The organism is Elusimicrobiota bacterium (assembly GCA_016180815.1).
GTDB lineage: Bacteria > Elusimicrobiota > Elusimicrobia > JACQPE01 > JACQPE01 > JACPAN01.
This window is the reverse complement of sequence record JACPAN010000015.1, coordinates 169,872-182,001: the sequence shown is the minus strand read 5'-3', so window position 1 is coordinate 182,001 and position 12,130 is coordinate 169,872. Positions and strand designations below refer to the sequence as shown.

Genomic DNA, 12,130 nt, shown 5'->3' with positions numbered 1-12,130 from the left:
CATAAACCCAATGAAAAAACTGCTGACAATTCTGCTGCTGACAACGATTTCCTTCGCCTGGACCCATGCTGATGACTCCAATGACAACGATATCTCCTCTCCGATCCCTTACCCGCCTTTAAAATCAAAACTTGAGCGCGAAGGCCGCTTGGAGGACGGCGCCTATATTTTCCAAGCCGAACAAATCGCTTTAGGCCGCATCCTGGAATCCGACGCGCCCGCGATCACCGGTTTCTTCGACATCACGGATAAACACCTGCAGCATTATCCGGCTCGCCGGGCCAAAGTGTCCTTGACCTGCCCTTCCGGCGGCGTCACCGCGGTCCCGGTTAACGACGACGGCTCTTTTTCCATCGAGCCCTCGGACCGGGCCTCAGGCCGGTGCGTCATCCGCTTTCATCTGGACAACAACCGCTTCGCCTACGAAAGCCCGGATGGAAAATCCTATGCCTGGGAAGGCCCCACCGTCAACCTTCCCCTTGAGCATACGGTCAGCATCGGCATTTACCGCCTGAACCCCCAGCAAGCCAACGGGCAAATCGGCTTCATTCACCTGACCTATTCGCAAGCCATGGACTTTTTCACTGTCAACCATATCGAGCTTGATCCCTGGTGGCGCACAACCAAAATCGTCTGGCCCGCTCAAGCGGATTTCTACCGCCCCGGCGCCCACAAAGTGCATTTGACCAATGCCGAAGCCTGGGACGTGAATTTGCATGAGCTCGGCCACGCCATTGTCGCCACCTTCACCAATTCCAGCCCGGCCGGCGGCTCGCATAAAATCGACGAATGTTATTCCCAGGCCTTGGCCTGGTCCGAAGGATTCCCGACCTTTTTCGCGGCTGCGGCGCGCTTCTCCCTGTTGGATGAGGATCCCAAATTCGAATACCTGGTGCCCCGGCGCGCCCCCATTCAAATCGAAAACGTGCCCTCAGATGTCTGCACCGGCGAGACCAATGAATGGCGCGTGGCCGCGGCTCTATGGGATTTGGCTGATTTTCATGTGGATGGCAACGATCGCGCCGTCATTTCCATCGCTCAAATGTGGGCCGCGCTTCTGGAAGGAAGAATCAGCGGTTTCCGCAGCGCCTGGAATCTCATCGAACGGACTTTAACGCCCGAAGAAACGGCCAAAGCCAAAGACGCCATCAAAAACAACACCATTGATTATTGGGCTGCGCCGGCCCGGGTTAGAACAAAAGCCCCGGCTTCCGTCCGCTGGGACTAAAAACTATTTCCCTTTAGAAAAGTACCCTTTCCCCGGCCGTATATTTAAAACCTGCCCCGGGCGCAGCATCCGGACATTCTTAATCTTATTGTCCTTCATAATCGCCTGCACCGTTGTTTGGTGCCGCCGCGCAATCACGCCCAAAATATCCCCTGAACGCACCTTATAGCGCACAAACCCGCGCGTGGGGTTCCAATCTTTGACCGTGGCCAATTTCTCCAAAAACTTCTCTTTCGTTCCCCGGGGAATGCGCAATTCAAATTCCGGGTAATTAAACGGCTCCGGGTTTTCGTACTTGGGATCAAAATCATAATCCCCCGGATTATCGCCCATCAGCACGCAGGCCATGAATTTCGGCACAAAATCCTCGGTTTCCTTGGGCAAAGCCGAGCGCATGGATAATTGATCGAATTCCACGGACTTGGAAAAGGCCAAATCCCTGCCGATCCCATGCTCCCCCCGGTTATACGCGGCCAACGCCAAATGCCAATCGTCGAACAAATGATAAAGCTCCTTCAAATACTGCAGCGCGGCCCTGGTCGCTTTCTCCGGATCATAACGCTCATCGATCCAATAATTGACTTTAAGCCCCAGCTTCCGGCCCGTGGCCGGCATCAATTGCCAAAGCCCTCCGGCCCCGACCCTGGATAAGCCCTTGGCCTTGAATTCGCTCTCCACCATCACCAGCCACAACAACTCCTTGGGCAATCCCGCTTTCTGCAGCTCCCTCAAAATCATATCCCTGTACCGGCCCGATCGCTCCAGGGCCTGAAGTACCAAAGGCCGCCTCTTGCTTTTGGTGTACAAGGCCAAATACCTCTGCGTCAACGCATTTTCCGGGTCGATGCGAATCGTATACCGGCCGTTGCCATCCGGCTTCGCGCCCAAGGGCTTGGCCTCGGCCAGCTCTTCCGGCGACACATCCAGGGCCGAAACCGCGCCCGTGGACGTCATCATCCCGATCTCCGCGTTTTTTATTTTTCCGATCAACGCCTCGACATCCGAACCCAACGTCCCCACCAACCCTTCCTCCACCATCAGCGAGGACAGAATTTTAAAGGACTTCTGAATATCCCTCTTGGCTTTTTTGTAATCCCCTTCCTGGAATTTCTTGGCGCCTTTGACGTACAAGGCCTCGGCCTTCTCGATTTCCTGGAAAATTTTATTGCTAACCGCCTCGCCCTGAGCGTCGACCGGCACAGGCGTCAGTTCCGGCTCAAGCGGCTGAGCAGAAATCGACCCTGCCGACAACGCCGCCAATAAAACGGCAAAAATCAAACGCATCCCGATAATTTTAGTTTTTCCCGACGCCCCAAATCCTGAGCAATTGCTCAAGACCGCGCCCCGCAACGCTTTTGCCCAAAAAGATAAAATTCTCAAAATAAAAAAGGGGGGGCAAAATGACTAAAATTTTCCTTGCTCTCATGATTAACGCCTCTTCCATCGCCCATGCCGAAATCAAAACCCAAACGATCGCTTACAAACACGGCACAACCGAGTTGCAAGGCTACCTGGCCTACGACGACACAAAAAAAAGCAAACTCCCCGGCATCATTGTTGTCCACGAATGGAAAGGTCACGGCGACTATGTCCGCCGCAGGGCTGAAATGCTCGCCAAATTAGGCTATGTCGCCTTTGCCATCGACATGTACGGCAAGGGCATCTTTGCCAAGGACCATCAGGAAGCCGCCAAACTGGCGGGGATGTACAAAGGCGACCGCAAATTAATGCGCGAACGCGCCCTTTCGGGCTTAGAGGTGCTCAAAAAACAAAAAAACGTGGACACGTCAAATCTCGCGGCCATCGGCTATTGCTTCGGCGGAACCACGGTTTTGGAATTAGCCCGCGCCGGCGCCCCCTTAAAAGGCGTGGCCAGCTTCCACGGCGCCTTAGACACGCCCATGCCCGCCCAACCCGGCCAGGTCAAAGCCAAAGTCCTTGTCCTTCACGGCGCTGACGACAAACATGTCAATCAAGACCTCGAAGCCTTCAAAGACGAAATGCGAAACGCCAAAGCCGACTGGCAGTTGACCGCCTATGGAGGAGCCGTGCACAGCTTCACCGTCCCCGAAGCCGGCAACGACCCGACAAAAGGAGCCGCGTATAATGAAAAAGCCGACAAACGCTCCTGGCAAGCCATGAAAAGTTTCTTTGAGGAAATTTTTAAATAACCGTATTGACCAAACTTAAATATATGTTTTGGGCGTTTATTTTTATGGCTTTGGGTGCACTTTATACTATTGGCATCCTTCCAGACGTCAAGAAAAAAGAAAAGAAAAATTGGAAACGCTTTATTTCATGGGCGGCTGCAGGATTGATGTTGCTGGCGGGAATCGTTGTGACCATTCAGAATGAATCGATGCAAAAAAAATTGATCAAATCTCAAGCAACCATAGAGGCAATAATGAATTTTTCTTCAGCCAATATCGGGGTTGATACAGTTTACGCTAGAAATGTTCTTGTAGCAAAATTTTCCACCTTCTTGATACAACACAAGAAAACCGGCAATTTTATAGTCCCAAACAATCTTTACTTTTTGAACGAACTCTGGCAGCAATATTTTCAAGGTAACTCTAGAGGTAAAAAGCGACCAGATATGTTCGAAGTGGACGGGGGCACCAAGGTCTTTCTTATCCAAAGAGGCGTTATCACTTGGTTAGCGTGGATATATAACCACAACTGGAGAAGTAGAATCGTTCCTTATCCGGAAGGTCTAGGGTGGTCTTTAGTAGCCGATAATTTTACGATCCAAGAATCTACAAAAGTTTCGTTGAGAGAAATTCTTGCTCAAGCTCATAAAAATCCTTTTGCGAACTATGGCATACCAGGCGAAAACGAAGGAATTTCGTTGCCACCTCACACTTCTTTAATCATAGGCGATTCGAGCGTTGAGTTTCGCTCAGAGTACGTGGATGTAACAATAAATGTTTTTTCTCCGATGACATCGGTACTGCGTCCCAGGTTGGCAATGAATCTTGGCTGGAAAAAGAACGCCATCCGCGAATTTACTGAGTCCACCATTGATATAGAAATGAAAGCCATATTCAAACCGGACAAGGTGGATGATTCGGCCATGCGAGATTATAGACGATGGGTCTTAAATCTGTTCAGAAATTTTGTTTTTTCTTTTCGTTGGGATAATTGGCAACGAGAATTTAGAAATGGAGAAGAGGCGATAAAGTTTCAAAAATAAATGTGCCGTATGCGACCTCATAGTAAATGTTTATCTACCGGTGCCCGGCGCTCGCTTTTTGACGATTTGGCGGAAAACTGATACCCTGAAAGGAAATTAGCGTATGGCGGAATCATGGATAGAAAAAATTAAGGCTTACTGCCAAAAATATAACATCCCGGCATAAATCCGTCCCAGCAAAAACTCGATTGGGATATCGAAATGATCGGAGAGGTCAGGGATTTAATCCGGCGTTGGCTCGTGGAGCGCAAGGGCGTTGCCGATGAACAGTCCTTTTACCCTTATATTGCGGTAAGTCAAAAAGAAGGAAAGAAAACCCGCGCTACTCGTCGCCGGAGATAGCGTCAGCGACGCTATTGGGGTCATAGGAGACTTGCTGAAAATACCGCGAGCGGAGCGGCCCGGATCCTTCGCTATCGTGATCAACGATCATGGCCTGCAGGCCTTCCTTGTTGCTGATTACATCCACCACGGCGCCGTTTTCAACAAAAATGACAATGTCGCCGGTCGATTTGTCGGCTGATTTTTTTGCAACGGTTTTGGTTTTCATGCTACCGAAAATCAACGTAAAGGTGCCTATCTAGGGCATCCGCCACTTTCTGAAGAGTGCGCAAGCTGGGCACGGTTTCGTAAGAATTTTCTAAACGCGCCACGAATTGCTGGCGAACGCCAATTTTTTTGGCTAATTGGGCTTGGGTCATCTTTTTGCGCTGCCTGATTTGGGCAATCTGCATGGCCAGGCGCACCGGCAGATCATAGGCCTCGTAATGTTTTTTGAATTCCGGGTCTTTTAGCTCCTCTCGGAGCCTATCCTCAAAACGACGAATTTTATGTGCCATTCTTACGCGCCTCCTTCCGGATGGCGGCTTAGCCAGTCGGCCATCCGCCTTTCGGATCGAACAATTTCCTCTTCCGGCACCCCCGAAGTCTTCTTTAAGAATCCAGAGGTTAATACGATTCGTTTTCCTTGAAAGAAATACAAAAGCCTGTAATGCAATTTGCCATAGGGCACCCTAAGCTCCCGCACCTTACCCCGCAGAGTGTCGGCATAAGGCCTAGGGAGATCGGGACCTTGAACTTTTAGATATTCCATAAATTTGAAAATTTTTGCCCTTGGCTTTCGGACCAGGGAGTCCAAAAATTCGTCTACGGGAGACTGGTCGTCAGCCGTTGTGTAAAAAATTAGCTCGTACACAGGTCTCCTGTATATTAATACAACTAATTAGTTGTATTGTCAAGGGTATTTCCGGGTAAGATTTGGGGGTATCCCGCCATTTTTTCGAATGCACGCATCTGAGTCTGCCGGTCAGGATTTTTCGCAACAGTTCTTAGCCCAACTTACGCCAAGCCGCGCAGAAAAAACCCGGCCAAATAAGCGACCGTGGCCGCCAAGCTGCCGACCAAAAGGGTTTCCAAACCGGAAACCCACCAGGATTGGTCGACAATCCGGCCCTTAAGGGCGCCGACCCAAAAAAAAGCCGCGGCCGTGAGCGATGCGCTCCAAGCGAAAGCGTTGTCCGCCAAATCCGGCCAGAGGTAGCGGGCAATAAACGCAAGGAGAGGGATCAGACCCACGCCCACGAAAGCCAGGAACGTGGAGCCCCCGGCGCGCACCGGGTTGCGCGGCGCAATGTCTAAACCCAATTCCTCGCGCAGCATGGTGTCAACCCAAAGTTTTTTGGTCCCAGTGATATGCGTCACGATCCGGTCGAGGATGTCCCCATCAAAACCCTTGACCGCGTAAATCTGCCGGATCTCCTCGCGCTCGCCCGCCGGGTCCCTTTCGACATGGCGTTCTTCCATCCGCCGCGCGCGTTCGATTTGCTGGAGTTCGGAACGGCAGCCCAAAAAATTGCCGACCGCCATGCTGAATCCGTCCGCGGCCAAATTAGCGATGCCTAAAATCAGCACCACTCGGTCCGACAACCCGGCGCCCTGCACACCGGCCACCACGGCGAACGTGGTGACGGCGCCGTCGATAGCCCCGAAGACGAAATCTTTTAAATAACTGCGCCGTGGTCCGTCCGACAACCGGGCGCGGATCGCATCGGGGTGATGGGAGTGCTCAAGAGGGCCGTCCTCGTGAGCATGTCCGGGCCGTTCAGTCATGGACGCAAATTCCCTGCGCTTCAAAATTCATAAAAAAATATCCGCCCGCTGCCATAGCAACAAATATATCAACTTGCTCAGATCGACCCGCCCATAATCAACGCCAACGATATTAAAGAAACAACGGCCCATAAGATAAGACTATGAAGAAAAGGACGTGGGCCCACTTTTTTGACGGCGGACAGGGACATCCCGCTGCCGATTAAAAACAGCGTGCCTTTAAGCCCGGCTTTCCCGGTCAAAGCGATACCGGCGTAAACGCCGCCCGGCAATGGGAAATAGGTGTTCAACACGGCCGCGATCACGAAAAACAGAATAAACCAGGGCCAGACAATCACGGCTTTGGAACGGTAAAAAGCCGCGGTGGCCAAAGACATGGGCACAATCCACAAAGCGCGCGCTAATTTAACCGTAGTTCCCACAGCCAAGGCCCCGGCCCCGTATTTGGAGACGGCGCCGACAACGGAACTGGTGTCGTGAATAGCCAAAGCCGCCCAGAGCCCGAATTGCTCCTGCGTTAAATTTAAGGCGGCGCCGACCAGGGGGAAAATAAAAAGCGCCGCGGAATTGAGGATAAAAACCGTGCCTAGGGAAACCGACATTTCCTCGGAATCCGCGCCAATGATGGGCCCCACGGCCGCGATGGCGCTGCCTCCGCAAATCGCGGTTCCCGAAGAAATCAAATACGCGGTTTTGCCCGGCACGCCGAGCCGTCGTCCCAGAAAAAGGCCGGCGGCCATGGCAAAAACCAGACCCCCTGCCGTATAAACAAATCCGCTTACTCCCGCTTCGATGAGCCGCCCCAAATTCATGCCGAATCCCAGGCCCACGACGCTGGCTTGAAGCAAAATTTTCGTTGCGCTCTTTAGCGAAGCAGAATGCCGCCGGTTAAAAATAAGCGCGAAACAAATGCCTAAAAATAAAGCGAAGGGCGCGGAAACCCAAGGAGTTAATACAGATAGAAAAAGAGCCCAGAAAAAAAAAGAAAGCATCGGCGGTTTTTAGGGCTCGCCCAGAGCCCACCGGCGCATCAAGCGTTTGATTTGCGCTTGATAGGGAATGCCGGCTAAAGCGGATTTGGTCTTGAAGGCGCTTAAAAGATTCTCCGGGACTTTCATGCTGATTAAGCGGCTTTTGCTTTTGGCGCCGGGCGCGTTCAAAGCGCGGAAATCTTCAAGGAACTCCAGGATTTGCTCAGGCGTGAGCTTGCGGCATTGCTCCAAATACTCATCGCTGAAATACTGAACCGCCTTATTCATGGTTGAGCTTCCTTAAGGCCTCGGCATCGGATTTGTCTTGGGGTCTGCCGGAGAGCTCCTTCATGGCGATCAAATCTTCGATGGCAATAACCGGAAGGCTGCGACCCCCGGTTTTGATTTTTTTGGTCTTGAGCTTGGCCAAATCATGCGTCAGGATAATATCCACGATTTCTACGGGATGATCCGGGTTGTGGAAACTCCAGGCAATCAGGTTTTTGTTTTGAATATATTCCTGCCTGAAATCAAAAACCTGTCCGGCCTTAACGGGCAGGCGCGAAACAAGGCCGATGCTGTTAAGCGCTTCCTCAGCCAAGATAAAACTTTCCCGGGAAAGTTTTAAAACCAGATCCAAATCCACGGTTCCCCGAACGGCGCCGTGAAGGGCCACGGCAAATCCTCCAACAATGGCATAGTCCAAGCTTTTTTTCTCAAAAATGTCCGCGACTTTGAAAATTATCATGGTATATATAGATATATACCATATAATTCATTAAAAATCCAGTCTTGTTCAACTCATTTTTTAGGAATGCCGGCTAAAATTTGTCTCCGTAAATCTTCTTCATGTCCGGTTTTTCCGTGCAAAAATAATGGCACCAGACAAAAGCGTGGTGACAGGCCGCAGCGACCAAGCCCAGGAAACTTTGAAAATACAAACCGGGATGATAAAGCAGCAGAAGAATCACCGCGTACATGGGGTTTCTGATGTATTTAAAAATTCCTCTGGTCTCCAAGCCCCGTTTCTTATAGGCGGGGTCGAAGTGATCGGCGCCCGTGGCGCGGATAAACCCAAAATAAAGCAAAACGGAAACGCAGGCCCAAATGATCAACGGCAGAGGAGCAAGGATAAGAATCCAAAACAAAGCCGGGGGAATGGGCAACGTCCCCGCCGAAGTCTTTGAGATAGGGATCACGAGCAGCATGCGCGTGATGATGATAACGGCGAAGAAGAAGCGAAACAACGGAAACCCCGTGCCGCCCATGGTCCGATGGACGTAGCCGCGGTGAAGCTCCAGACGCCAAATAATGGCGCTGCCGAATTGAAAAATACCGGCCAAAATCCAGGATAAAGCGGCCAAGCCGGAAGTGGACAGGCTCAAGGCCCGGCCGTGGGATTCGGGGTTCTGCAAAACAGCCCAGTAAAGGATGCTCCCCAACAGGAGATACCCCAATAAATGGTAGCCCTGGCGCTCTAAAATTTTCCCCATTTGCCTTAAACGACTTTAATCGATCCAGTCTTTGTCGGCGAGTTTTTTGGGAAGGTATTTTTTAGTCAGGTATTGGAAATCTTTATTGGCCAGGGCATCGAGCTCATATTTGAGGCCGGAGGCCAACATGCGTTTAATCTCAGCCTGCCACTTTTTATCCTGGAACCAGGGGTAATTCATCAATTCTTTGGCGCGGGTGATGTCCTTGTCGTTTAACTTGATGCCCACGTTCCTTGGAAGCCCGTAGTGCTCCGGATCCGCGCTGGAGAGGCCCACGAATTTGGCGGTAGGGATGGCCATGCGCTGGCTTTCGAAGGCCAGGTTGATGGAGCCCTGCTTAACGACGGAATAAATGTAATAGCCCCAGGGGTCGTTGTCGACCAACACATAAACGGGCAGCTTCTTCTCTTCATGCAGGCGCCGGGCCAAGCGGCGCACGCCGCGCGGCGGCTGCCCGTTTCCGGTCAACAGCACGCAATTGTATTTTTTCCAAAACTTGTCCTCGGCCAAGCGGTTCCACTGGGTGCCTTTTTCCACCAGCAGAAGGAAATCCGCCGTGCATTTTTTAATTTTGACATAAGGATCCTCGACGATCGAGGGCACGGAATAGCCGCCTTTGCCCAGGCGCGAGCAGTCGACCCTGTCCCCGTCGTCCTCCAACACCAAAGGGCCGATCACGGTGCCGCCGTTTTCCGCGCGCACGTGCAGCTCTTCTCTTAAAGCGGCCAGCCCGACTTCCAAATCCTCGATAATGGGGTCCGACTCATCCTGCGTGTCGAAGGTGTTCTCGTTAGAATCCGCGATGGTGTGCTTAGTGCGGTAATAAATTTCCCTTAAGCTGGTGGTCAAATCCGCGCGCTGGAGCTCGGCCAAGGCGTCGCCCACCAGCATGGTCTGCATGAATTTTTTAGCCATGCCCACGTTGAAGAACGTGCGCTCCTGGGTGTTTTTGCCCATTTCAATAATGCCTTTCTTCTCATTGAATTTGACATTGGAAAGGGCGCGCACCGGAATTTCGATGGCCGGGTCTTTCTTTTTCTGGGCCGCCTCGATCACGGTATCAGCCAACCCCACCAATCTTTTTTCGATGGCTCCGGTTTTTTTGGCCATTATTTTTTGCCTCTCTTTTTCTTCTTGGCCGTAGCCGGCGCAGCTTTTTTGGCCTTAGGCCGGGCTTGCTTGGGCTCTTGTTCAGGTTCCGTGGTTGGAGCCTGGGCCGGAACCGGCTCAGTTGTTAAAACCGGCGTTGCGGCCACCTCGCCTTCAACCCCTTCTTCGGTCACGATGATGGAATTCGGCAGGCCTTCGGGCCCGGTTTTTTGATCCAATAGCTCGTCCGTTTTCTCACCGCCGGTACGTTTTTTGGCGATTTCCAAAAGTTGATTTTTAAGTTTGGCGTCCGCGAGCTTCCCGCCTTTCAAACGCTTGCAGGCTTGCACCACCTCTTCGATGTACAGCTCGAAAATATTCCTGCGCCGGTGTTCGATTTTAGCGCGCTCGCGACGCTTTAAATAAATACCCAGCCTTCGCCCGCATTCACGCAAAGCGAGCGTGATTTCTTTGCGGATCTCGTCGTAATCCGCGATTGCTTCTTTGGATTCGCTGGTGAAGGGCACCCACACCGAGGCCATATGCACGAAAACAACCATGGGCCCGGACGGGGGAGCGCCGCGTGATTGAGCCACGCCATAATTTTTCCAATTGGTTTCCAAAACAGCTTTGAATGTGGAACAGGCGGATTGCTGGTAAACCAAAGGCACGCGATTGGCAAAACGGATCACGCGGGCCAGTTCGCTGTCATCGCTTTCATGGGACTCGCCTTCCGCCAACGGCGCCTGCGGCTGAGCCGGCGCAGCCTGGCCGGGGCCCAAGCCATAAGCCAGCCCCGCCTCGATGATAAAAGGGTTGCCGCGATAAACAGCCGGGGGTCGAGACACGGCCGTGTAAAATGAACCTTTGATTTGTTTATACAGCCCGGAGAGAATCGCTTTTTCGCCGATCGGGGAAAGGCAATTGGTAGGGGGCGCCATGATTTTAGTCGCCTGAATCGCTTTATGCAGAGCCTCCGCGTCTTGGCGCGCCACCATGCGCGGCTTCATCCTGGGGTTTAAGCCCGCTGTTTTGCAGATTTGATCCGCCACAGCCGAAGACACGCGGGAAAAATCCGCGCTTAAAAAACCGGACAGCCAATGAGATTTGGTGTCATGGAGCATTTTCAAGAGCATGCCCAGCTCGATGCCGTAGGGATGCGGCTTAATGGTGCGCGGCGTCTCCGGCAACTCGCCGATCGTGCGCTCGAAAATCTTTGTTTCGCCTTCCGGGGTGATATACGTCAGCTTGGCGTGGGGGTTGCTGATCGAGGTCAACTCCATGTATTCGTCCACCGAAGCCCGGCCTTTCTGATACCGGCCTTCGAGCTCGATCGTCACCTGGGTGCCGCGATGATTCTCCCAATCGATTTCTTTTTTCTCCAAGATAATGGGCTCGTTTTTCTTGGTATCGATTTGAACCTCAAAATAATGGGCCGGGGTTTTCTCCGATGTGCGGGAAATGATTTTGACCGGCTTGCCGGTGGTCAACTGCCCATACATGCCGGCCGCGGAAATGCCGATGCCCTGTTGGCCGCGGCTCATCTTCAGGCGATGGAATTTGGAGCCGTACAGCAGCTTGGCGAAAATGCGCGGCACTTGCTGGCGCACAATGCCCGGTCCATAATCGATGACGGTCGCGCGAAAGCGCGTGGCCTGGGACACCGGGGGCGGGGTGGGCCCGGCATGGGCCATTTCCACTTTCACCGTGATTTCCGGAAGAATCCCGGCTTCCTCTGAGGCGTCCAACGCATTGTCCACCGCCTCTTTCACCGTGGTCAAAAGCGCTTTTCTCGGATTGTCGAAGCCTAGAAGATGGCGGTTTTTGGTGAAGAACTCGGAAACGGAAATTTCCCGCTGTTGCAGCCCCATCTCATCGGCGGTCAACCCCGCTTTTTTCGGCGCCGCGGCAACGCGCGGCGCATCGTCCGGTTTTTCTTTCTTAGTCTTAGCACCAAGCGTCATAAGAAAAAGGATTTTACTCAAATGGCAAGAACAATGGCGGCGCCCTATTGACAAAAATGATTTCGGATATTATACTTACCAAG

At 52.3% G+C, this 12,130-nt stretch carries 14 protein-coding genes; 3 read left to right on the top strand and 11 right to left on the bottom strand.

The window, feature by feature from the left end; genetic code table 11:
* The first annotated feature begins 10 nt into the window (after positions 1–10).
* The gene (locus tag HYT79_08770; GenBank protein ID MBI2070680.1) at positions 11–1,228 is read left to right on the top strand and encodes a hypothetical protein; all 1,218 of its coding nucleotides are present in this window, start codon (positions 11–13) and stop codon (positions 1,226–1,228) included.
* 3 nt (positions 1,229–1,231) lie between these two features.
* Here the strand turns inward: HYT79_08770 and HYT79_08765 are convergent, their stop codons facing one another.
* Positions 1,232–2,512, bottom strand: a complete 1,281-nt coding sequence (locus HYT79_08765) for a transglycosylase SLT domain-containing protein (GenBank protein MBI2070679.1) — start codon at positions 2,510–2,512, stop codon at positions 1,232–1,234.
* A gap of 116 nt (positions 2,513–2,628) precedes the next feature.
* Between HYT79_08765 and HYT79_08760 the strand changes: the two genes are divergently transcribed.
* Positions 2,629–3,399 carry a dienelactone hydrolase family protein gene (locus tag HYT79_08760; GenBank protein MBI2070678.1) on the top strand — a complete coding sequence of 257 codons (771 nt, stop codon included), beginning with the start codon at positions 2,629–2,631 and terminating at the stop codon, positions 3,397–3,399.
* 5 nt (positions 3,400–3,404) lie between these two features.
* Positions 3,405–4,421 carry a hypothetical protein gene (locus HYT79_08755; protein MBI2070677.1) on the top strand — a complete coding sequence of 339 codons (1,017 nt, stop codon included), beginning with the start codon at positions 3,405–3,407 and terminating at the stop codon, positions 4,419–4,421.
* Between the two features lie 322 nt (positions 4,422–4,743).
* Here HYT79_08755 and HYT79_08750 read toward each other — a convergent pair whose 3' ends face one another.
* The 10 genes from HYT79_08750 to HYT79_08705 all read right to left on the bottom strand — a co-directional run bounded on the left by HYT79_08750 (position 4,744) and on the right by HYT79_08705 (position 11,969).
* Positions 4,744–4,971: a hypothetical protein gene (locus HYT79_08750; protein MBI2070676.1), complete on the bottom strand. Its 228-nt coding sequence runs from the start codon at positions 4,969–4,971 to the stop codon at positions 4,744–4,746.
* Between the two features lies 1 nt (position 4,972).
* Positions 4,973–5,155, bottom strand: a complete 183-nt coding sequence (locus tag HYT79_08745) for a helix-turn-helix transcriptional regulator (GenBank protein MBI2070675.1) — start codon at positions 5,153–5,155, stop codon at positions 4,973–4,975.
* Between the two features lie 107 nt (positions 5,156–5,262).
* Entirely contained in the window at positions 5,263–5,616 is a 354-nt protein-coding gene (locus HYT79_08740; protein ID MBI2070674.1) for a type II toxin-antitoxin system RelE/ParE family toxin, read from the bottom strand.
* Positions 5,617–5,759: 143 nt separating this feature from the next.
* Positions 5,760–6,530, bottom strand: a complete 771-nt coding sequence (locus tag HYT79_08735) for a VIT1/CCC1 transporter family protein (protein ID MBI2070673.1) — start codon at positions 6,528–6,530, stop codon at positions 5,760–5,762.
* A gap of 77 nt (positions 6,531–6,607) precedes the next feature.
* Positions 6,608–7,522 (bottom strand): putative sulfate exporter family transporter, encoded by a 915-nt coding sequence (locus HYT79_08730; GenBank protein ID MBI2070672.1) that lies wholly within the window; start codon positions 7,520–7,522, stop codon positions 6,608–6,610.
* A gap of 9 nt (positions 7,523–7,531) precedes the next feature.
* Positions 7,532–7,789 (bottom strand): hypothetical protein, encoded by a 258-nt coding sequence (locus HYT79_08725; protein ID MBI2070671.1) that lies wholly within the window; start codon positions 7,787–7,789, stop codon positions 7,532–7,534.
* Positions 7,782–8,249, bottom strand: a complete 468-nt coding sequence (locus HYT79_08720; protein MBI2070670.1) for a hypothetical protein — start codon at positions 8,247–8,249, stop codon at positions 7,782–7,784. The genes HYT79_08725 and HYT79_08720 overlap by 8 nt, the downstream gene beginning before the upstream one ends.
* Before the next feature lie 73 nt (positions 8,250–8,322).
* Positions 8,323–8,994 (bottom strand): hypothetical protein, encoded by a 672-nt coding sequence (locus HYT79_08715; GenBank protein MBI2070669.1) that lies wholly within the window; start codon positions 8,992–8,994, stop codon positions 8,323–8,325.
* Between the two features lie 15 nt (positions 8,995–9,009).
* Positions 9,010–10,104, bottom strand: coding sequence for a DNA topoisomerase IV subunit A (locus HYT79_08710; GenBank protein MBI2070668.1), 1,095 nt, complete (start codon positions 10,102–10,104; stop codon positions 9,010–9,012).
* On the bottom strand, positions 10,104–11,969 hold the full coding sequence (locus HYT79_08705; protein ID MBI2070667.1) for a DNA topoisomerase VI subunit B: 1,866 nt from the start codon (positions 11,967–11,969) through the stop codon (positions 10,104–10,106). The genes HYT79_08710 and HYT79_08705 overlap by 1 nt, the downstream gene beginning before the upstream one ends.
* Positions 11,970–12,130 lie beyond the last annotated feature (161 nt).

Excerpts from the sequence above, each read along its gene's own strand:
- HYT79_08715 (MBI2070669.1), bottom strand. The coding sequence starts at position 8,994 with ATGGGGAAAATTTTAGAGCGCCAGGGCTACCATTTATTGGGGTATCTC.
- HYT79_08765 (MBI2070679.1), bottom strand. The coding sequence starts at position 2,512 with ATGCGTTTGATTTTTGCCGTTTTATTGGCGGCGTTGTCGGCAGGGTCG.
- HYT79_08745 (MBI2070675.1), bottom strand. The coding sequence starts at position 5,155 with ATGCAGATTGCCCAAATCAGGCAGCGCAAAAAGATGACCCAAGCCCAA.
- HYT79_08735 (MBI2070673.1), bottom strand. The coding sequence starts at position 6,530 with ATGACTGAACGGCCCGGACATGCTCACGAGGACGGCCCTCTTGAGCAC.
- HYT79_08730 (MBI2070672.1), bottom strand. The coding sequence starts at position 7,522 with ATGCTTTCTTTTTTTTTCTGGGCTCTTTTTCTATCTGTATTAACTCCT.
- HYT79_08710 (MBI2070668.1), bottom strand. The coding sequence starts at position 10,104 with ATGGCCAAAAAAACCGGAGCCATCGAAAAAAGATTGGTGGGGTTGGCT.
- HYT79_08770 (MBI2070680.1), top strand. The coding sequence starts at position 11 with ATGAAAAAACTGCTGACAATTCTGCTGCTGACAACGATTTCCTTCGCC.
- HYT79_08725 (MBI2070671.1), bottom strand. The coding sequence starts at position 7,789 with ATGAATAAGGCGGTTCAGTATTTCAGCGATGAGTATTTGGAGCAATGC.
- HYT79_08760 (MBI2070678.1), top strand. The coding sequence starts at position 2,629 with ATGACTAAAATTTTCCTTGCTCTCATGATTAACGCCTCTTCCATCGCC.
- HYT79_08720 (MBI2070670.1), bottom strand. The coding sequence starts at position 8,249 with ATGATAATTTTCAAAGTCGCGGACATTTTTGAGAAAAAAAGCTTGGAC.
- HYT79_08750 (MBI2070676.1), bottom strand. The coding sequence starts at position 4,971 with ATGAAAACCAAAACCGTTGCAAAAAAATCAGCCGACAAATCGACCGGC.